The sequence below is a fragment of the Mycoplasma sp. 06067-C1-B144P-99-0482-3 genome, assembly GCF_051053925.1.
GTDB classification, from domain to species: Bacteria; Bacillota_I; Bacilli_A; order Mycoplasmatales; family Mycoplasmataceae; genus Mycoplasma; species Mycoplasma leachii.
In genome coordinates, this window is sequence record NZ_CP144017.1 from 734205 (window position 1) to 756619 (window position 22415).

Sequence of the window (22415 nt, forward strand, 5' to 3'; positions counted from 1 at the left end):
AAGTTTATGAAAATAAAAGCAGTAGGTCTTTCAGAAAAAGGTAATTTTAGAAAAGAAAATCAAGACTATTTAAATTATTATAAAAACACTGATGGTTCATTTTTAGCAATTATTTGTGATGGTATGGGTGGTCATAAATGTGGTGAAATTGCTTCAAGACTAGCAGTTAATACTTTTGTTGATCTTTTTAAAAAATCTAATTTTAAACAAAAAGAAAGTAAAGAAATTTTTTCATGATTAGAAAATAGTATTTCTTATATTATTAATGTAATGAAAAAATATGTAGAAAGTTTTATTGAAGTAAAAGATATGGGAACTACATTATCTGCTATTTTAATAGCAAATAATAATGCTCATATTATTAATATTGGAGATTCAAGAATTTATCATTTAAAAGATCAACATTTTAATCAAGTAACAATTGATCAAAATCTAATGAATTCTAATTATGATATGCAAAAAATCAAAAAACAAGCTCAAAAATATTATGGAACTAAATTTAATGAAAATACTTATTGAAAATGCTTAACTAGTGCTTTAGGACCAACAAAAAAACTAAAAATAGATAGTTACTTTTTAAAAGATAGTAATGGTCTATTTTGTTTAACAACTGATGGAATACATGATTTTATTGATATAAAAACATTTAAAGACTATTTGGATCTAAAATCTTCACTAAAAACTAAAGCTAAAAACATTATTAAATATTCTATTAATAATTTATCAACAGATAATTTATCAATAATTTTATTAGAGGTTATGTAATGCAAAAAACTAAAAAAGATCTTGGAATAGATAAAGACGCATTATTAAATCAAATTGTAAACAATCGATACAAATTAGTTAAATACTTAAACTCTGGTGCTTTTGCAGTTGTTTTTAAAGCACTTGATTTGGATGCTTCTGTTTTAGAAAAAAAAGATGTTTTTGTAGCAATAAAAATTATTTTAAAAGCTAAAAATAAAAATATCGAAGCTATTAAAAAACGTTTATTTTTAGAAACAAATGCTTTTGCAAAATTATCCTTTTCTAAAAATATTGTTAAGATGAAAGATATTTTTAGTTGGCAAAATTATTATGTAATTGTAATGGAACTGATTGATGGTGCTGATTTAAGTAAAAAATTTAATGCTTATAATAATGTTTTATCTAACAAAGAATTTATTTATTATTTTTTACAAATTACTAAAGGTTTAAAAGAAATTCATGATAATAATATTATTCATAGAGATGTTAAACCAGCAAACATTTTAATTGGAAATGACTCAAAAGTAAAAATTTCTGATTTTGGAATTTCTAAAATTAAAAGTATTATTTTAGATGATAGTCAAAATCATATTTCACCAGGAACTCCAAGATATACAGCACCAGAACAGTTTTTAAATTTTGAATCAAGAAAAGATGCTTTTTATTTTGAATCAGATATTTATTCAATTGGTGTGATTATGTATGAGTTTTTAACAGGTGGTATGCTATTTTTAAACTATAATTCTAATACTGCTAGTTCTAAAGAAAGAGAAAGAGTTAATTTTCAACAACATATTTTAAAAGAAGTTGTTAGACCTAGAGAAATTAACCCAAATATTTCTCAAGCACTAGAAAATATTATTATGAAATGCTTAGCTAAAGATTATAAAAATAGATATCATTCTTTTGATCAAATTATTGAAGATCTTCAAAAAGCAAAACAAGAGCAAAATGTTAATCTTGATTTTCCAAATATGTGATGAGAAAATGAGAGTTCTTTAAATATTAAAAACAACAATACTTTAAAATATCAATATTTTTTTAAAAATACTAATTCTAAATATTTTATTTTTTGAATTTTAATAGTTATGAGTATTTTTATTATTTTTTTAATAGCATTATTTTTGAAATAAGGTGAGTAGATGCAAGGAATTTTAGTTAAAAAAGATAGTAATGAAAGTTATGTGTTTTATGAAAATAAAATATATAAAGTATATGCAAAAGGTAATTTAAAAAAAGAACTAAAACCTAAAGTTGGAGATGTTGTTGAATTTAGTATTTTAGAAGATGGATATGGTTATATTAAAGAAATTAAACCAAGAAAAAATAGTCTAGATAGACCAAAAATTGCAAATGTTGACCAAGTCTTAATAGTTACTGCATTATATGAACCTTTATTTTCATCATTTTTATTAAATAAATATATTATGATGTTAGAAACGCTAAAAATTAAACCTATTTTAATTTTTACTAAAGTTGATTTATTAAAAAAGAGTTCTTATTATCAAGAAGTTATGCATAAAATTAACTGATATGAAAAAATGCATTATCAAGTTTTAATCATTAATAATAAAGACAATTTAGAAAATAAAAACACAATCATTTTAAAATTAAAAGAACTTTTAAAAAATAAAATTAGTGTTTTTACAGGACAAACTGGAGCTGGTAAATCTACTACTTTAAATAACTTTTTAGATATTAATAAACAAATTAAAACTAATGAAATTTCAAAAAAACTAAATAGAGGAAAACATACTACAACTAGTATTCAACTTTATAATTTAGAAAATAATATTTTTATAGCTGATACTCCAGGATTTTCAGCATTTGATTTAAATAATATTGATATTGAGCATATTTTATATTCTTGAGAAACGTTTATTCCTTTTTTAAACAAATGTAAGTTTGTTGATTGTACACATACTCATGAAACTAAATGTGTAGTAAAAAAAGCTGTAGCTGAGCACTTACTACCAACATTCATTTATAATGATTATGTAAAAGTATATGAAGAATTAAAGCAAAATAGAAAGAATAAATATTAAGATGAAAAAGTATATTATTGCTCCATCAGTATTATCAGCTAATTTTATGGATCTAAAAAATGAATTAGAATTATGTAAAAAAAATAATATAAATTGAATTCATTATGATGTTATGGATTTTGATTTTGTTCCAAATTTAACTTTTGGTTCTAAAATTCTACACGATATTAAAAAAAATATTGATATTAATGTTGATGTACATTTTATGGTTAATGTTAAAACAAAACAATTTGAAGACTTTTTTTTAGATTATATAAAAGCAAAACCAGAAATAATGACAATGCATATTGAATCATTAAAAGATAATAGTACAATCAATAAATTTATTAATTTATGTAAGCAAAATAATATTTTAGCTTCTTTAGCTATTTCACCAAATACTGATGTTAGTTTAGTTTATCCTTATTTAGATAAATTAGATAATGTCTTAGTTATGAGTGTTGAACCAGGATTTGGTGGTCAAAAATTTATTACATCTAGTTTAAAAAAAATTGAAATTTTAGATCAATTAAGAAAAGAAAAAAAATATAAATACACCATTGAAGTTGATGGTGGAATTAATGAACAAACTTCAGTTTTAGTAAAGCAAGCTGGAGTTGATATGATAGTAGCTGGTAGTTATTTATTTGGTAGTGATGATTTTACAAAAAGAGCAAAAGGACTATTTGATGAACTATAAAACTATTTTAATTGTTACAGCAAAAACTAATTTAAATCTTGAACCTTTTAATAATGATTCAACTTATATTATTGGAGTTGAAAGAGGTTGTTTAGATCTAATTAGTAGAAATATGAAAATTGATTATGCAATTGGAGATTTTGACAAAGTAACAGATCAAGAATTAGAACTAATTAAATCAAAAATAAAAAACGTTGAAATTTGAAGTCCTGAAAAAGATTATTTTGATGGTGAATTAGCGATTTTAAAAGGTTTAGAAGCTAGTAAAGATGCTAGAATTATTTTTATAGCTAATGCTACAAAAAGATATGATAAAAACTACTCTATTTTTCATTTTATTTTCAAATATAATCTTACTTTTATTAATGATGATTCAATTTTATTTAAATTTGACAAGGGAACAAATATTTTAAAGTTTGAAGATTATCAAGATTATACTTATGTTAGTTTTATTTCAAAGGATAATACAAACATTACAATTAAAGACCTTAAGTATGAATGTGAAAATTTAAGTTTATCTGCATATAGTAATTCTTGTTTATCTAATGCTTTTTTACCTTATAAAGATGGAATAATTTCATCTGATAACCCAATAATTTGTATATTAACAAAATAAATCACTTTGCCTCACTAGAGGCATTTTCTAACTTTATAGTTTTTTTATAATGTTAAAATATTATATAGTTATTAAGGAGAACTTATGAAAAAACAATTAAACCCTAAGTATAATCACATCTTAGTTGAAAAAACTAAATATCAATATTGACTAGATAAAAAATTGTTTAAAGCTAATCCTAATTCTAAAAAACCTAAATTTTCTATCATCTTACCTCCACCAAACGTTACTGGTAAATTACATATTGGACATGCTTGAGATACTAGCTTACAAGATGCTATTATTAGATTTAAAAAATTAACTGGATATGATACTTTATTTTTACCTGGTATGGATCATTCTGGAATCAGTACTCAAGTAAAAGTAGAACAAAAACTTAAAAAACAAGGTATAGATAAAAATAAATTGGGTAGAGAAAAGTTTTTATTAGAAGCTTGAAAATGAAAAGAAGAATATGCAAGTATTATTAGAGAACAATGAGCTAAATTAGGTTTAAGTTTAGATTATTCAACTGAAAAATTTACTCTAGATGAAGATATTAATCAAATTGTTAAAGAGATTTTTGTAAAGTTCTATAATGATAAAATAATTTATAAAGACAAACAAATAGTTAATTGAGATCCAGAACAAAAAACTGCTATTTCTAATGTTGAAGTAATTTATAAAGAAACTCAAAGCAAAATGTATTATTTTAAATATATGTTAGAAAATTCTGACAAATATTTAATAGTTGCTACAACTCGTCCTGAAACTATGTTTGCTGATCAATGTTTAGTTGTTAATCCAAACGATTCTAGATATCAAGAATATATTAATAAAAAAGTAATTAATCCAGTTAATAAGCAAGTTATTCCAATTATAAGTGATGAATATGTTGATATTGAATTTGGAACTGGAGTTATGAAATGTACTCCTGCTCATGATTTAAATGACTATCATTTAGCGATTAAACATAATTTAAAAATGCCAATTTGTTTAAATACTGATGGTTCAGTTAATCAATTAGGCGGAAAATATCAAGGTTTAGATAGATTTGTTGCTAGAAAAGAAATCATTAAAGATGCTATTAAAGAAGATTTGTTTGTAAAAGAAGAAGACATTATTAATCAAGTTGGATTTAGTGAAAGATCAAATGCTATTGTTGAACCATATTTATCTGATCAATGATTTGTTAAAATGGATAAGTTTAAAAATATGGTAATTGATTTACAAAATTCAGATAATAGAATTAATTTTTATCCAAATAGATTTAGTGATGTTTTAAATAGATGAATGACTAATGCTCATGATTGATGTATTAGTAGACAATTATGATGAGGCCATCAAATTTCTTGCTGGTATCACAAAAAAACTAATGAGATGTATGTTGGAATTAATCCTCCAAGTGATATAGAAAATTGAACTCAAGATCAAGATGTTTTAGATACTTGATTTTCATCAGGACTATGAGCTTTTTCAACACTTTTAAATAATAAAGGCTTAGAAAGTGAATATTTTAAAAATTATTTTCCAACTAGTGTTTTAGTTACAGGATATGATATTATTTTCTTTTGAGTAGCTAGAATGATTTTTCAAACTTTAGAATATACAAAACAAATTCCATTTAAAGATGTTTTAATTCACGGACTTGTAAGAGATGAATTAAATAGAAAAATGTCTAAATCTTTAGGTAATGGAATAGATCCTATGGATGTTATTAATAATAATGGTTGTGATTCGTTAAGATTATTTTTATTAACTAATTCAACTCCAGGTCAAGACATTAGATATTCAAATGAAAAAATTTTAGCTAGTTGAAATTTTATAAATAAATTATGAAATGCAAGTAGATATGTATTTTTAAATTTAGATGATCACTTTGAATTTGATCCCAACTTTTATAAAACTGACTTAGAAATAACTAATCAATGAATTTTGACTCAACTAAGTAAAACACAAGCTTATGTTTATGAAAAAATGAACAAATATGAGTTTAGTTTAGCTGGAAATCATCTTTGAGATTTTGTATGAAACAAATACTGTTCTTGATATATTGAATTTAGTAAAGTTAATTTAAGTAATGATAAATTTAACTATCAAACTAAGCAAACTTTATTTTATGTATTAAAAGAAATTTTGATTATGCTTCATCCTTTAATACCATTTGTAAGTGAAGAAATTTATTTAAATATGATGTTAAAAGAATCTATTCTTTTAGAACAATGAACTAATTTAAATTCTAATTATGATACAAGTTTTATTGATGATGTTATTAAAATGATTACAAGTATTAGAGAATTTAGAAATACTAAAAATATTAAAAATAATATTTGTTTATTAGCAAATATTTCAAACACTAATGATAAACATTCTTACATATTTGAAAAACATTTTTTACAAATTAATAGTTTTTTAAAAAACTTTTGTAATACTAAGTTAGATAATTCTATTAAAATATCTAATAAAACTAGTTTATCAATTGATGAGTATTTTATTGAAATTTCAAATGATTCATTTACTAATAAAGATGAGTTAATTAAAGAATTGAAAACTAAACAAATTCAATTAACTAATGAAATTTTAAGAAGTCAAAAAATTTTAAATAATCCTGAGTTTATTAAAAAAGCAAAAATACAAAAAGTTGAACAAGAAAAATCTAAATATCAAACTTATAAAGAACAACTAGAAGCAATTAATAAAAAAATTAATGATTTAAAAGCATAACTAGTTTAAAATCTCTCTAAGTTAAGAGAGATTTTTAATTGTTATAAATTTAGAAAGTTGTTAAATAGCTATTTTCTATAATAACAGTATCTAAGATATAATTAAATATAGTTAAGGAATATTATGAAATATAGTTTTATAACAAACAAATACGAAGAATCAGGAGACATTTTAAACCAGTTATTAGATATATTAAAAGATGCAAACTTTACTAAAGATGAAAAAGAACCAGACATTTGTTTTGTCATTGGAGGCGATGGTACTTTTTTGTATGCAGTACATAAATATCAATCTATTTTAGATAAATTAATTTTTATACCAATTAAATTTGGTGGAATTGGTTTTTATACTAATAAAAATAGAGTTGATGATTTAAAAAATGTTGATTTATATAAAATTATTAAAGACCCAAACATTACTGAATTAGGACTAATTGAAGTTAATTACGATAATCAAAAAGTTTATGCAATTAATGAAATAAAAATTACTAATCAAGTAAGACCTTTAACATTAGATATTTATATTAATAATGAATTTTTAGAACAATTTAAGGGTACGGGTTTAGTTTTTTCAACACCAAGTGGATCTACTGGATTTATAAAATCAGCTAATGGAGCAATTATTTATCCTGTAGTTTCACTTTTTGAAATGCAAGAATTAATGCCTATTTCAACTAATAAATTTAGAACTTTAAATGCTCCAATTATTTTTTCAGACAAAGAACATATAACTTTAAAACTTAAAGATTTAACAAATGTTACTTTAAGTGCTGATACTTATGAATATGCATTTAAAAACAAAGAATTTTTAATTAAATTAAGCAGAAAAAAAATTAAGCTTTTAAATTTAAATAAAGATAAATTTAATAAGATCCAAATTTTAAGAGATATTTTTGTTTTAAATGACAAAACAAAAAACTAAACAGGAGGGAAATGAAACCATTAGTTGTAATTACTGGAGCAAGTTCAGGAATTGGATTAGCTTGTGCTAAATATTTTTCAAAAAAAGGCTTTCCATTACTAATACTTGCTAGAAGAAAAGAAATATTAGATAATTTAAATTTACCAAATACTTTAACTGCTAAAGTTGACGTTAGAAATTTCGAAGAACTAAATCAAGCTGTTAAAAAAGCTGAACAAGTTTATGGACCTGTTAATTTATTAATTAACAACGCTGGAATTATGCCAATGGATCAATATGTTGATCAAAGTTTAGAAGATAAATATAATACTTTAGATGTTAATGTTAAAGGTGTTATTAATGGAATGGATGCAGTTTTACCAAGCATGTTAAAACAAAATCATGGAACAATAGTTAATATTTCTAGTGTTGCTGGAAGATATACTTATGATGATCATTCTATTTATAATGGGTCTAAATTTGCTGTTAATGCAATTACAGAACAAGTTAGAAGAGAATTAAGTGATACTAATATTAGATTTAGTTTAATTGAACCTGCAATTGTTGATACTAATTTATTATCAACAACTAAAAATCAAAAGATTTTAAATAGTTATATATCAAGAAAAAATAGTTTAAATGGTGGCTTAAAACCTGAACAACTAGCTGAAGTTATTTATTATATTTACTCATTGCCACAAGATGTAGTAATTCCTGAGCTAATGATTTCTCACACTAATCAAAAAGTATAAGCTAACTAAAAATACATAAATAAATCTAAATATATATTAGCAATAGTTTTGTAATATATATTAGTTTTAATTGCTTGTTATTAACATTTAGAATATTCATATTGAAAGGATATTAGAATGCCAGATATTAAATTTACTGCTCTTGGTGGTCAAGATGAGAGAGGAAAAAATCTTTATGTTTTAGAAATAGATAATGATTTTTTTATACTTGATGCCGGGGTTAAGTACCCTGAAAAAGACATTTTAGGAATTGATACAGTTATTCCTAAATTTGACTATATTAAACAAAACAAAAAAAAGATAAAAGGAATTTTTTTAACAAATCCTAGTGCTTATAATATGGGAGCTATTCCTTATTTATTAAAAGAAATTGAAGCACCAATTTATTGCAATGAAATTACTGAATTAATTGCAAGAATTAAATTTCAAAAGTTAAGAGTAAAAAATAAGGATCATATATTAAAAGTTGTTCATGATAAAGATATTTTAAAAATAGGAAATACCAAAGTTGAGATTTTTAGAACAACTTCATCTTCACCACAATCATTTGGATATGTCTTTCATACCGAATTAGGTTCTATTGTTTATGCTGGTGATTATATTATTGATGGAAAAGAACAATCTTATTTTTCAACTGATTATACTCATTTATCTCAAATTGCAAAAAGGGGTGTACTAGCTTTAATTAGTGATGCTGAGTTTGCTTCAAGAAAAGATTTTACTGTTCCAAACCATAAAATAGATAAATACATATTAGCTCCATTTAAAGAAAAAAACACTAAAATTATTGTTGCAATTTTTGAAGAAGATATTCATAAATTAGGCCAAATATGTATGGCCGCTAAAGAAAACAATAGAAAAATAGCAGTTTATGGAAGAACAATGGATGCAGTTTTAAGATCTAATTTAATCCATGAAAATCTAGTTATAAAACCTGAAGATTTAATTTCAATCCAAGAATATGTTAATTCAAATAATGGAGTTTTAATAATTTCAGGTACTGGTGATGATCTTTATTCAAAATTAGCAAAAATCGCTACTTCTAATGATAGTTTAGTTGAGTTTACAGAAAAAGATCTAATTATTTTAACAAATACCCCAGTTGCTGGAGTTGAAAAACGCCATGCTCAAATTCTTGATGAACTTGCAAGAACTGATGCTAGATTACTTGCATTAAGTGATAAAAATATTTGATCTATGAGAGCAAGTTATGAAGACATTAAAATGCTAACTTCTATTTTAAATCCAAAATACTTTATTCCAATAAAAGCTTTATATAAAGATTTTTTAAATGCCGAAAAGGCAGCTATTGAAGCTGGTGTTAATAATCAAAATATTGGAATTATTGATAATGGTGAAATTTTAAAATTATCAAAGAATCATTTAGCAATATCAGAACATGGTGCTGAACACGGAAATGTTTATGTTGATGGATCTGGAATTGGAGATGTTGGTTCTATTGTTTTAAATGAAAGAAAACAATTGGCAACTGATGGAGTAATTATAGTTGGAGCTACTATTGATAGTAGAAATAAAGAGTTAATTTCTTTAATTGACACACAAATGAGAGGTGTTTTATATATTCAAGAAGACAACCCTATCTTTAAAATTTTGCAAAGAGAAATTACTAACTTAATTATTGAAGGACAAGCTTTATATAAAAAAGATCCTAAAAAATATGATTTAAACGAAATTAAAAAAGATATAACATCTAGAATTAAACAATTAATAAAACAAGAATCAGGAAAAACACCAATTGTTTTAGTAATTATTAATGAATCTGATGGTAAAGGTTATATTCCTAAAAATAATAAAAAAAGATTTAACAACCCGGGAAAAAACAATAAATCTAAAAGAGATAAATCCTAATGGTTTATCTTTTTTTATAAAATTAAATCTAATAATTATCAAATAAATTTTATATACCATACTACTATATAATTAAAATGAATTATTTTATAGAAAAACGGTATAAGATTGTGGTGGACGAAAAAAAGATGTCTCTAAAAGAATTTATCTGAATGGGATTTAATTATACAGTTGGTATTGGTTTTATAGGTAATTTAGCAATTTTTTCTAATATTAAAATTCAAAATCAAATAAATCAAAATTCAACAGGGTTACATATTTTTTGAATTTTTGCACTACTAGGACTAGTTGCTTCAATTTGTGCATTAGCGTTTGCAAAACTTTCTACTATTCATAAATCAGATAATAATGGTGGAACTTATTTGTATGCTAGAACAGCTTTTGGTAGATTTATAGGATTAATGGTTGCATTTATTCAGTATGTAATGTTACCATTTATTATTGCTCATCAAATTTGAGGTCTTTTAAAAACTTTTTTAATAACAGATTTATCCAGGATTAAGTTGAGGCTTTGATAAAATAGCTGGTCTTGGAAACTGAAGTTCATTAGTTTTAGATATTTTAGGAATTGTTGTCTATTTTGCATTTGCACTAGTAATATTTGGTGGTATGAAATGATTTAAAAGAATAGCAAATTATTCATCAGCTATTAAATGAGCTACTTCACTTGTTTTAATTTTAGCTGGCATTGTTATGGCTTTTATGAATGGTTCAACTAATTATAAAATGTGAAATAATGATTTTAATCAATCAATTAAAACATTAAGTTTTAATGCTTTTTCAAAAGCATTTGTTTCTTGTTTTTTCTTTTTTTCTGGATTTGAATCATTTGCAACAGCTGGTAAAAATATTAAAAATCCAGAAAAGAACTTATCAAAAGGTATTATGATTATTATGTTAATTTCATCAATATTTTACATAGTAATTATGATGATATTTTTTGCAGCAGTTAACCCAAAACAAGGCTTTAGTCAAAATATGACAACTGGGTTATGAAATATGCAACCAATAATACAAATAAAATGATTATCTGTTTTAGGTATTGTTATAATGTTTATTTCCCAAATTGCTTTAAGAGCAAATACTTCTGTACAGAATGCTTTGTATGGTGGAACAATGCTTCAACCTATGGCTGTTGAAGGATATATTTCTGAAAAATATAATGAATTAAATAAAGACAATATTCCTGTTAAAGCTTCGTTATTAAATACTTATGTAATACTTTTAATAACATTTTTATGATTAATTATTCCAGATATTATTTATGGTTTTCAAAAACCAGGAACTCAATTAATTTTTAATGTAGCTCAATTAACAGAAGCATCAAGTGCTATTATAATTTCTTTATACATTATAAGTGTTTTAGCATTATTAAAAGTTGCTATTCAAAAATATATTAAATTGCATATTTGAGAATGAATTAGTTTTAGTCTGGTATTAATTTTATTAATTGTATTATTTTTTTATCACTATTATGAATTATTTAATATAATTGCTAAATATATTAAAAAAGATCTAGACACAAAATTAGAAGATTTAATAGGAGCAGTTGTTGAATTATTATTTATTATAATTTCACTAGCATTTGCAATAATTTGATACTTTGCATATTATAATAAAAAACTAAAACAAAGATTATCAACTAGTGAAGGTAAAAAACTACAAAAAGAGCTTGATAAAGAATTTATTTTAATTAATACAAATAAAGCATTTAAAACAAAAATTAAATAAAAATCTTAAGTAATTGTTTAGTATTTTTATAATAATATTAGAAAATATATAGGAATTTTTTATGAAAAAGATAAGAAAAAATCAAAATTTTGAATCTAAAGTGTTTTTTATTTCTAAAATTAGTAATTTTAAAAATAATTTAATTGCCATAATTATTTTTATATTTTTAATTATTAGTATGTTTAGACTAACACTAGTCGGACAATTTTTTGATGATATTTTCTTTTCTTTTTTATTTGGATGATTTAAATATTTAATTTATTTCTTATTATTTGTTTTTGACTTTTGTTTATTTAAAAAACTAATAGTAACAATTAAATTAAAAACATTTATAATAATTAGTTTTTTTATAATAGTTTTAGCTAGTTTTTTAACTTTAAATTTTATAATTTGACAATTTATTAACGAGCAAACTATTTCTAATAATTACAAAATTTATGCTTTATGACAAAATGATATTTTAGTTCAAATAATTAAATTTTATAATTATCATTGGTATACAAATTCAGTTTTTACAATAGATTTTAAAAACTGAGTAAACTTTTTTTTTAATAAAGATACTTATTTTAATCTATTTTTATTTGGTGGGTTTATTTCATTTTTTATTTGCGGAATCTTTTGATATATTACTTTACCTGCTAGTTATTTAACCTTAATTGTTTTATTAATAATTTCGCTTGTATGATTAGTGACTGATGATCCATTTTACTTATTAAAAAATAAGGCCAAAAAAATATCTTTGAAAAACAATAATGCTTTAAATAATCAAATAGCTACACCTAAAATAACTAAATATTATGATGTTAAAGATTTAAAAATTTTTGAAAACAAATTAGATGATAATTTAGAACTACCAGTTTATAAAAACAAAGAAAAAAATTTACTAACAAACTTAGAAAATATACTATTAGATACTAATTTTGTCGATAAAATGTTATTTTGAAAACTAGAAAAAACTGATTTTAAAAAAGAGCAAGAAATAATCAATGATTCTACAAAAAATCATACTAGTCAGTTTAAAAATCATCATAAAGAAGGTATTTTAACAGATAGTCAAATTAGTCCTTTTAAAAGAAATAAACCATCTAAAAAAATAAGTGATGATGAATTTTTTAATGAGCTATTTGAACAAAAGTAGGTAATAGTATGAATTTAAAAAAACAAGTTGACTTACTTACAAATAAACCTGGTTGTTATTTATTTTTAAATAAAGATAACGAAGTTATTTATGTAGGAAAAGCTAAAAATTTAAAAAAAAGAGTTAGTACTTATTTTAATAAAGCTTATAATATAAAAACAACAAGACTAATTAGAGAAATTACTGACTTAAAATATTTTATTGTTGATAATGAAAAAGAATCATTACTTTTAGAAAAAAACTTAATTAAAAAATATCGTCCTAAGTATAATGTTTTATTAAATGATGATAAAACTTATCCATACATTGTGATTACTAATCAAAAAGATCCAATGTATAAATATGTTAGAAAGTATGAAAAAAAAGCTATAAGAAATTATGGACCTTTACCAATTGGAAGTAATGCTAGATCTATTTTATTAACCATACAACGTTTGTTTCCTTTAAAAATGTGTAAAGGTGATTTGAAAAAACCTTGTTTGTATTATCATTTAAATCAATGCTCTGGGGCTTGTTTTAAAACAGTTGATCCTAGTTATTATGAATATCAAATAAAACAAGTTGATAAATTTTTTAAAGGTGAAATTAATCAAGTGAAACAAACTTTAGTAAAACAAATGCAAAAAGCTAGTGATAATTTACAATTTGAACAAGCAAAAAGAATTAAAGACCAAATTACTAGTTTAGATTTTATTACTGCAAAACAAAATGTTGATATTGTTACAAATAAAAATATTGATGTAATTAATTATGAAATTAATGAAGAAAAAATTTGTTTTGTAATGTTATTTTATAGATTGGGTCAATTAACTTATAAAGATGAATACATTCAAAATTATGAAGGTCAAAATCTAGATGAATTATTAAATAGTTATTTACAGCAAATTTATCAAAAAAATCTTTATCCTGATGTGTTATTAATACCAAATGAAATTGACTTGTTAGATTTAGATGAAAATTTGTTAGAGTTTAGTTCTTATAGTTTTAATAATCAAGATGATGTGTTTATAAAATTAGCAAAACAAAATGCTATTGATAGTTTAAATAAATCTATTATTTCAAATAATGTTAATAGTGGAGATGAGCTTGAAATTTTAGATCAACTTCAACAAGTATCAAATATTAACAAATATCCAAAACGTATTGAAATTTTTGATATTTCAAATATTTATAATCAGTTTATAACTGGAGCTTGCATAGTTTATATTAATGCAAAACCAGTTAGAAATGAATTTAGAAAATATAATATTGATTCTCAATATACTTCAGATTATGCAAGAATGAAGTTTATGTTAGAAAAAAGGTTTTTAAAAAGAATAAAAGAAAAAGAGCAACTACCAGATCTTATTATTGTTGATGGGGGGATTATTCAAATTCATGCAGCTAAAGAAGTCTTAAATAAATTAAATTTAAAAATTAATGTAATCGGTTTAAGTAAAGATAATAATCATAAAACTAGATACTTAATTGATATTTTTGAACAAACTATTGATATTAAAAACTTCAAAAAATTGTATAATTTTTTAACTAGTTTACAAATTAGAGTTGATGAATATGCAAAATCTGGATTTAGAAAAAAATATCACAATCAGTTAAATGATCAAATCTTTTTAATAAAAGGTGTTGGTAAAAAAACTAATTTAAAATTATACAAGCATTTTAAAACAATTGAGAATATTAAAAATGCTGATTTTGATGAACTAAATAAAATTATTAATAATAAAAAAATTACTAATTTAATTATTAGTAATTTTAAAAAATAGATTTCTAAATATATTTTAATTTTAGATTTGATATAGTAATAGATATTTATTAGTCTTTATTATATAATTAACTAGTTATAAGGAGAAGGACATGTCAAAAGAAATTATTTTAACTCAAGAAGGATTAGAAGAATTAAAAGCAGAACTTAAAAATCTTTTAGAAGTTACTAGACCTAAAGTTATTGAAGAACTAGTTGAAGCACGTAATCAAGGTGATTTATCTGAAAATGCTGATTATGATGCTGCAAGAAATAGACAAGCTGAAGTTGAAGCAAGAATTAAAGAAGTTGAAACTTTAATCAATAGAGCTAAAGTTATTGATGATTCTAAAACTCATTCAACTGGTGAAGTTAAAATAGGATCAACTGTAGAATTTCTTTCAAGTCTAGATCATAAAACAAAAGAAATAAAAATTGTTGGTGCCATTGAAGCCGATCCTTTTTCTCGTTTAATTTCTAATGAATCACCAATTGCTAAAGCTATTTTAGGTAAAAAAATTGGTGATACTGTTGAAATTAAAGATATTTTAAAACCATATAAAATTACAATAAAAAGTATTAAATAATCAATGCTATTGTTACTTTCAATAGCTTTTTTTATAAATAATAAATAAAAGGGAGTAAAAATGAAACCATTAGTTGTAATTACTGGAGCTAGTTCAGGAATTGGATTAGCTTGTGCAAAATATTTTTCAAATCAAGGCCATCCTTTATTAATTGTTGCAAGAAGAAAAGAAATTCTAGACAATTTAAATTTGAAAAACACAATAACTGCTAGAGTTGATGTTACAAATTTTGATGAATTAAATTCTGCTATTAAACAAGCTGAAAAAATTTATGGTTCTGTTGATTTGATGATCAATAATGCTGGAATAATGATTTTAGAAAAATATAAAGATCAAAGCATTGAAGATAAATATAAAATGATAGATGTTAATGTTAAAGGTGTAATTAATGGAATGGATGCAGTTTTACCAAGTATGTTAAAACAAAATCGTGGAACAATAGTTAATATTTCTAGTGTTGCTAGCAGATACACATATACTGATCATTCAGTTTATTGTGGATCTAAATATGCGGTTAATGCAATTACTGAACAATTAAGAAAAGAATTAAGCAATACTAATATTAGATTTACATTAATTGAACCTGCTATTGTAAATACCAATTTATTAGATAGTACAAAAAATCAACAAATTCATAATGATTATCAAAAGTCAATTGATGAAATTAATGGTGGATTAAAACCAGAGCAAATTGCTCAAACTATTTATTATATTTATTCATTACCACAAGATGTTATGATACCTGAATTAATGATTTCTCATACTAATGAATCAGAAGTTTAATTACAATTTATTAATAAATTCTCTAATCAATAAATTAACCGATCTATTAAATTCATTTTCTAATATACAATAATAAACTACTTTTAGATAATCAATTTCTTTTATTTTTTTAGTTTTAAATAATCTAGTTGCATATTTACTAGTTCATCTAATAAACTCACTAGAATTAAATAATTGATTATTTATTTTTTTTTCATTATACAAATCTTTTAAATTATTTTTATATTCACTTGGAATTAGTTTTAAAACTTCAGTAGTAAATCTTTCAAATTTATCATTTAAAGTTTTATTAGAAATTTTTAAAACTGATTCTTTTTTATTTAGAATTTCTTTTTCATTTAATTGGTTATAAAAATCAATCATAATTAAGATTGCAAAGCACATACCAATCAATTTCATATAATTTTTAATTTGTTTTTGAAATTTAACCAATAGCTTTTTATTTGTAATTATATGATTTAATTTTGGATTAAAAAAATGTAAATAATTATTAATTGTTCTAAAAAACTTATCTAAATTTACTTGTTCGATATTATCAAAATCAATGTAATCATTTGGGTTTAAATTAAAATGAGTAATAAAATTTTTGATTTTAAAAATAAGTTTATTAGCTTTTTTATTTCATCAAGGATTAATATGAGTATATGAATTAAGATCTTTAGTTTTAAGTTCTTTTAGTTTATAAATTTCTATCATTTCTAATGCTCTTTTCTATATTATATATTAAAATAAAATATTACTAGTAATGTATAATTAAGGTAGTTTAAAGGAGTTTTTATGAATAAAAAAGAGATTTTTGACACTGATTTTTTTGAATCGGGTTTAGCTTATATTTTAACTAATTTAGATTTTATTCAAGAAGAACTAGAACAAGAAAATTTACAAACTAATTTAATAAACAAATTAATAAATGATTTTGAAGATGTTCAAGAATATGAAACATGAGATACCTTAACTAATAATTTAATTCAAGCTGAAGATCAAATCTTGGAACAAATTTTAAAAATAAAAGACTCAACAAAATTCAATTTATTAAATAGTTATTTTTTAGCAAAAAATTTTGCTGTTTATTTAAAGTCTAATAGTTTTTTAATAGAACAATTAGAAAAATTAGAAACTAATTCACCTGATAATTTATCAGAAGATAAAAAAGAAGAGTTTCTTAATAATTTAAAACAAGAAATTTTAAAAAATAACTCAGAATTATATAAACAAAACCAAAGAGTGTTTATCGAGATATTTGAAAAAAAAGTTGAATTTAAAAAAATCTATCAACTTTTAATTAAAGAAACCGAGTTTGAAGATTTTAATTATGCAAATGAACTATTATTTAATATGCTAAATAATAATTTAAAATTTAATAACAAACAAGATTTATTAAAATTAGAAGTTTTAAATAATGCTCAATCTTTAATGGATTTTCTTACTTTTTATGAATCTAGTTTATTTGATAATGAAGAAGAATAAAAATGTCTAGTAAGATAATTGGAATAATAATTTTTACAGTTTTTTATTTTATTTTTTTATTAATAACTTTTATATTAACTTATTTTTATCAAATTAAAAATAAGGATTTTATTGTTTTTAATAAAAACTATCTAAAAGAGTGAAATAAATATAAGTTTGATAATAAAAACTCAACACTAAATCAAATTGAATTTGAATATCAATTACCAAAAAATGAAATTGGATTATTTCAAAAAGAACTTTTAATATCTGGAATTAATAAAAAAACTAAAGATTATAAAGATTATTTTGATGATGATTATTTAATATTAAAAAAGGGTTTAAGCTTGTATCAAACTACAAGCTATGATTTTAAAAAAACTAAGTTATATTTAACTAATTTACATTTAGTAATTGATGATAATAACCAATTTTATAAATATAAAATTAGTGAAATTAAAAGTTGTAGTATTTGTGTAATTAAAGATAAAAATCTTTTACAAAAAGGTTGCGTGTTGCAAATAGATGATCAAAATCTAACAATTTTAGGTGATGTCTTTTTACTAGTTTTATCTATTAAAAAACTAAAAAAGGAGTTTTAAAATGAAAATTGATTATACTGCAAGTATTTTTTTAAGCTTTACAGTTTTTATATTAACTTTAATATTATTTTTAATAAATTTTTATTGATTATACAAAGTAAAAAAGATTTATAACCAAGTAAAAGATCAAAACCTAAAATTCAATTTTAATGAGAATAGATATTCAAATATTAAATTAATAAACATTTTTAGTTGCGTTATTTCATTTTGTGTTTTATTGATTTTTACAATTTTAAAATTTAAAAATTTATTAAACAAAAGTTTTTTATATGAGTGAATAATAATAGGTTCAATCATTTGTGAATTTATTATGTTTATGATTTTAGTTTATTTAATATCTAATTTAATATTTGTTAAAACTGAAAAATATTTAGTTGTAGTTAATAGATTAATTGTTTTAAGATCTGTTTTTAAAATTGAAATTTCAAAACGATTTATAAAAGTTGTTTATATAAATGCATTTCATACAAAAAGTAGATTTTGATTTTATAACACAAATAATTTAGATCAATGATTTAAAACACACTTTAAAGAATTAATCAGAAAGGATAAACAATGATAAAACAAGCTAGTTTTATAACTTCAGCAGCTAACAAAAACAATTGAATTAATGATGATGTTAGTGAAATTTGCTTAATTGGGAGAAGTAATGTTGGAAAATCTAGTTTTATAAATTCACTAACAAATAATAATAAACTAGCAAAAATCTCAAATACTCCTGGAAAAACTAGATTATTAAACTTTTTTGAAATTAATAAAGGGGAGTATCGTTTAGTTGATGCTCCAGGTTATGGTTATGCAAAAGTTGATGATAATTTAAAAATTCAATTTGCAAAAATGATGGAAGAATACTTTATTAATCGTAAAAATTTAAAAGGTGTTTTTTTATTATTAGATCTAAGACACAAACCTAGTAATGATGATGTAATGATGTATCAATTTTTAAAACATTATAATATTCCAGTTGTTATAATTGGTACTAAATTAGATAAGTTAAAAAGAAATGAATATATTAAAAATGAAAAAATGATTAAAGAAACAATAAATTTTTATCAAGAAGATGACTTTATAAAGATTTCTAATTTAAATAAGACTAATATTATAAAGTGTTATGAATTAATAAATAAACTTTTAGGGAGTAAATAGTTTTATATATGGATAATTTAGAGCAAAAAACGATTGATGAAGTTCAAAAAATATTAAATACAAATATTAAAACTGGTTTAACAAATCAAAAAGCTAGTGAATTATTAATAACAAATGGTAAAAATGAATTAGCAAAAAATAAACAAACACCTGCTATTTTAATATTTTTAAAATCTTTAATTCAACCAATACAAATAGTTTTATTCATTGCAGCTATTATTTCAGTAATAGCCCCATTAATTTCATCAAAACATTTTGAAGTCAAATTTGATGATTTTATTGACTTTATAGTAATTATGGGCGTAATTATTTTAGATGCAACTTTAGAAACAATTCAACAAATTAAAGCAAGAAAATCAGTTGATGCTTTAAAATCATTGTCTAGGCCTTCAGCTATTGTTTTAAGAGATTCAACTGTTAAAGAAATTGATGCTTCTGAATTAGTAATTGGTGATATTGTAATATTAGAGGCTGGAAAATATGTTCCTGCAGATTTACGCTTATTAGAATCCAATGATTGTATGATTGAAGAATCAATTTTAACAGGTGAATCATTACCAGTTGCAAAAAATATAAAGCCAATTAAACAAACTAATATTCTAGCTGATAAAAAAAATATTTGTTTTATGTCTACTTTTATAACTTCAGGTAGAGCAATTGGAGTTGTTATTAAAACTGGAATTGATACTGAAATTGGAAAAATTTCTAAAACAATTTCTGAAAATGAAGAACAAGTAACACCATTAGAAAAGAAAATGAATAGATTTAGTTATTTAATTTCTATTCTAGCTATTATAATAAGCTTTTTTGTATTTATTAGTTTTATAATTAGCTCAAATAAAAGCAATTGGGCAACTTATTTAATGATTTCAATAACATTAGCAATAGGTGTTATTCCTGAATCACTTTCTGCTATTGTATCTATTGCCTTATCTTTTGCTACAAAAAGAATGGCGAAAAATAATGTTATTGTTAAAAAACTAGAAAGCATTGAAACTTTAGGATCAGTAAATGTAATTTGCACTGACAAAACAGGAACATTAACTCAAAATAAAATGGCGATTAAAAAGCTAATTTGAAACAATGAAATTATTTTATCTGATCAATTTATAAACAAAACTAAAAATGAATTAGCTAAAACTTTATTTTTAAAATCTTTAGTTTTACCAAATGATTCAATTACTGAAAAAGGTGAAAGAATTGGAGATCCTACAGAACTTGCATTAGTTGATTTTGCTGAGCATTTAAAAATTGATGAACAAGAATTTAGAAAAAAATATCCAAGAGTCTTTGAAATACCTTTTGATAGTGAAAGAAAACTGATGTCAACTGTTAATATTTTAGAAGATAATAAGAGATTTATTTTTACAAAAGGTGCTTTAGACCAAATACTAAAAAAATGTTCAAAAATTTTTATTAATAATAAAATTGTTAAATTGACTAATACTTATAAAAAAGAAATTAAAAAATTATCAACATCTTTAAGCGATGATGCTTTAAGGGTATTAGGATTTGGATTTAAACAAATTTTAAGTGATGAACTACAAACTGAAGAAGATTTAATTTTTATTGGTGCTGTTGGAATGATTGATCCCATTAGAAAAGAAGCTTTAATAGCAGTTCAACAAGCAAAAGCTGCCGGTATTAAAACAATTATGATCACTGGAGATCATGCCACTACAGCTTTGGCAATAGCAAAAGATTTAGACTTAGCTTATACTCAATATGAAGTAATGTCTTCAGAAAAATTAGAACAGTATACTGATCAAGAACTAGAAAGTGCAATTGATAATATTAAGATTTTTGCAAGAGTAAACCCTGAACACAAAGTAAGGATCGTTCAAGCTTTACAAAAAAAAGGATATATTGTTTCAATGACAGGTGATGGAGTTAATGATGCTCCAAGTTTAGCAATAGCTGATATTGGAGTTGCTATGGGTGTTAGCGGAACTGATGTTGCAAAACAAGCAGCAGATGTAATATTGACTAATGATGATTTAAATACTATGATGACTGGGGTCTTAGAGGGACGCAATGTTTATCAAAAAATTAGACGTGCAATTGTTTTACTATTAGGCTTTAACTTTGCAAATGTAATAAGCATTGTTATTATTTCATTACTATTAAAAATTTCACCTTTAAACGCTACAAATATTTTATTTGTTAATATTGTAGTTGACTCTTGTTTAGCATTTGGAATTGGAATGAGTCCAATTGATAGAACTCTTTTAAAAAATAAACCTCAACTAAGAAATAAGAGCATACTTAATGAAATAATCTGACCATTATTTAAAGTAGGTTTATCTTTATCAACTGCACAAATAATCTCGTTTATAATTGGAATGTCAGTGACAGATCTTGATTATTATAATAGTTTAAAAAATTATACTAAAGCTAATAATTGATTCTTGTTTATTCAACAAAATAGTAATCTTTTATTAACCAATTTAGATGACATGCACGATTTTATAGTATTTGGAAGAACTAGTATGTTTATTACAAGTATCATTTCACCAATTCTATTTACTCACCTAATAAAACTTACAAATTGAAAAGAAACTAAAAAAATTGATTGAACTATTTCAAAACCTTTAATTTATGCTTGTGTTATTGCCTTATTAATTTCAATAATAGTATTTTCAATACCAGTGTTTAATTCAAAAGTATTTGGTTTAGCAAGCATTAATAATACAAAACAATATACTAATTGAAGCTCTAAAAATATGTGAATTCTATTTTCAAGTTTAGGATGTGGTTTAATTCCTTTTGCATTTATATTAATAACTGATGCAATAGAATTTTACTCATATCATTTATCAAATAGAACTTGAGAAAAAAGACAAAAACTAATAAAACAAATAATAGATCAAGAACAAAAAGAAAAAAAAGAAGATAAAAAAAATCAAGCAAAATTATAGTGCTTGATTTTT

The 22415-nt window shown here is 22.6% G+C and carries 21 protein-coding genes; 20 read left to right on the forward strand and 1 reads right to left on the reverse strand.

Annotated features, from left to right (window positions below):
- The first annotated feature begins 6 nt into the window (after positions 1-6).
- The 15 genes from V2P32_RS03255 (at position 7) to V2P32_RS03325 (ending at position 16291) form a co-directional block, all read left to right on the forward strand.
- Positions 7-765: a PP2C family protein-serine/threonine phosphatase gene (locus V2P32_RS03255; protein ID WP_434343295.1), complete on the forward strand. Its 759-nt coding sequence runs from the start codon at positions 7-9 to the stop codon at positions 763-765.
- Positions 765-1880, forward strand: a complete 1116-nt coding sequence (locus tag V2P32_RS03260; protein ID WP_434343296.1) for a serine/threonine-protein kinase — start codon at positions 765-767, stop codon at positions 1878-1880. Before V2P32_RS03255 ends, V2P32_RS03260 begins: the two co-directional genes overlap by 1 nt.
- A gap of 9 nt (positions 1881-1889) precedes the next feature.
- On the forward strand, positions 1890-2792 hold the full coding sequence (gene rsgA, locus V2P32_RS03265; RefSeq protein ID WP_013447621.1) for a ribosome small subunit-dependent GTPase A: 903 nt from the start codon (positions 1890-1892) through the stop codon (positions 2790-2792).
- Position 2793: 1 nt separating this feature from the next.
- Positions 2794-3471 carry a ribulose-phosphate 3-epimerase gene (gene rpe, locus V2P32_RS03270; protein ID WP_434343297.1) on the forward strand — a complete coding sequence of 226 codons (678 nt, stop codon included), beginning with the start codon at positions 2794-2796 and terminating at the stop codon, positions 3469-3471.
- A complete protein-coding gene (locus V2P32_RS03275) occupies positions 3461-4087 on the forward strand; it encodes a thiamine diphosphokinase (protein WP_434343298.1) in 627 nt (208 codons plus the stop codon). The genes rpe and V2P32_RS03275 overlap by 11 nt, the downstream gene beginning before the upstream one ends.
- Before the next feature lie 84 nt (positions 4088-4171).
- Positions 4172-6790, forward strand: coding sequence for a valine--tRNA ligase (locus V2P32_RS03280; protein WP_434343299.1), 2619 nt, complete (start codon positions 4172-4174; stop codon positions 6788-6790).
- A 123-nt stretch (positions 6791-6913) separates the two neighbouring features.
- Positions 6914-7711, forward strand: a complete 798-nt coding sequence (locus V2P32_RS03285; protein WP_011387144.1) for an NAD(+)/NADH kinase — start codon at positions 6914-6916, stop codon at positions 7709-7711.
- 11 nt (positions 7712-7722) lie between these two features.
- Positions 7723-8442, forward strand: coding sequence for an SDR family oxidoreductase (locus tag V2P32_RS03290; protein ID WP_041159600.1), 720 nt, complete (start codon positions 7723-7725; stop codon positions 8440-8442).
- Positions 8443-8559: 117 nt separating this feature from the next.
- Complete coding sequence (locus tag V2P32_RS03295) at positions 8560-10311, forward strand: ribonuclease J (protein WP_011387142.1); 1752 nt, start codon at positions 8560-8562, stop codon at positions 10309-10311.
- 152 nt (positions 10312-10463) lie between these two features.
- Positions 10464-10829, forward strand: coding sequence for an amino acid permease (locus V2P32_RS03300; RefSeq protein ID WP_036431051.1), 366 nt, complete (start codon positions 10464-10466; stop codon positions 10827-10829).
- A 91-nt stretch (positions 10830-10920) separates the two neighbouring features.
- Positions 10921-12042, forward strand: coding sequence for an amino acid permease (locus V2P32_RS03305; RefSeq protein WP_434343300.1), 1122 nt, complete (start codon positions 10921-10923; stop codon positions 12040-12042).
- Between the two features lie 61 nt (positions 12043-12103).
- Positions 12104-13180: a hypothetical protein gene (locus V2P32_RS03310; RefSeq protein WP_434343301.1), complete on the forward strand. Its 1077-nt coding sequence runs from the start codon at positions 12104-12106 to the stop codon at positions 13178-13180.
- A gap of 8 nt (positions 13181-13188) precedes the next feature.
- Entirely contained in the window at positions 13189-14943 is a 1755-nt protein-coding gene (uvrC, locus tag V2P32_RS03315) for an excinuclease ABC subunit UvrC (protein ID WP_434343302.1), read from the forward strand.
- Between the two features lie 91 nt (positions 14944-15034).
- The gene (gene greA / locus V2P32_RS03320; RefSeq protein WP_013447611.1) at positions 15035-15508 is read left to right on the forward strand and encodes a transcription elongation factor GreA; all 474 of its coding nucleotides are present in this window, start codon (positions 15035-15037) and stop codon (positions 15506-15508) included.
- A 60-nt stretch (positions 15509-15568) separates the two neighbouring features.
- On the forward strand, positions 15569-16291 hold the full coding sequence (locus V2P32_RS03325) for an SDR family oxidoreductase (RefSeq protein WP_434343303.1): 723 nt from the start codon (positions 15569-15571) through the stop codon (positions 16289-16291).
- Here the strand turns inward: V2P32_RS03325 and V2P32_RS03330 are convergent, their stop codons facing one another.
- Positions 16292-16987 (reverse strand): hypothetical protein, encoded by a 696-nt coding sequence (locus V2P32_RS03330; RefSeq protein WP_434343304.1) that lies wholly within the window; start codon positions 16985-16987, stop codon positions 16292-16294.
- 81 nt (positions 16988-17068) lie between these two features.
- Between V2P32_RS03330 and V2P32_RS03335 the strand changes: the two genes are divergently transcribed.
- From V2P32_RS03335 to V2P32_RS03355, 5 genes are read left to right on the forward strand one after another with little or no spacing between them, the layout of a single operon-like run.
- Positions 17069-17758, forward strand: a complete 690-nt coding sequence (locus V2P32_RS03335) for a hypothetical protein (protein ID WP_434343305.1) — start codon at positions 17069-17071, stop codon at positions 17756-17758.
- 2 nt (positions 17759-17760) lie between these two features.
- The gene (locus tag V2P32_RS03340) at positions 17761-18339 is read left to right on the forward strand and encodes a hypothetical protein (RefSeq protein ID WP_434343306.1); all 579 of its coding nucleotides are present in this window, start codon (positions 17761-17763) and stop codon (positions 18337-18339) included.
- Position 18340: 1 nt separating this feature from the next.
- Positions 18341-18901 (forward strand): hypothetical protein, encoded by a 561-nt coding sequence (locus V2P32_RS03345; RefSeq protein ID WP_434343307.1) that lies wholly within the window; start codon positions 18341-18343, stop codon positions 18899-18901.
- Positions 18895-19485 (forward strand): ribosome biogenesis GTP-binding protein YihA/YsxC, encoded by a 591-nt coding sequence (gene yihA / locus V2P32_RS03350; protein WP_013447605.1) that lies wholly within the window; start codon positions 18895-18897, stop codon positions 19483-19485. The genes V2P32_RS03345 and yihA overlap by 7 nt, the downstream gene beginning before the upstream one ends.
- Before the next feature lie 8 nt (positions 19486-19493).
- Positions 19494-22403 (forward strand): cation-translocating P-type ATPase, encoded by a 2910-nt coding sequence (locus tag V2P32_RS03355; protein ID WP_434343308.1) that lies wholly within the window; start codon positions 19494-19496, stop codon positions 22401-22403.
- The last annotated feature ends 12 nt before the right edge of the window (positions 22404-22415 follow it).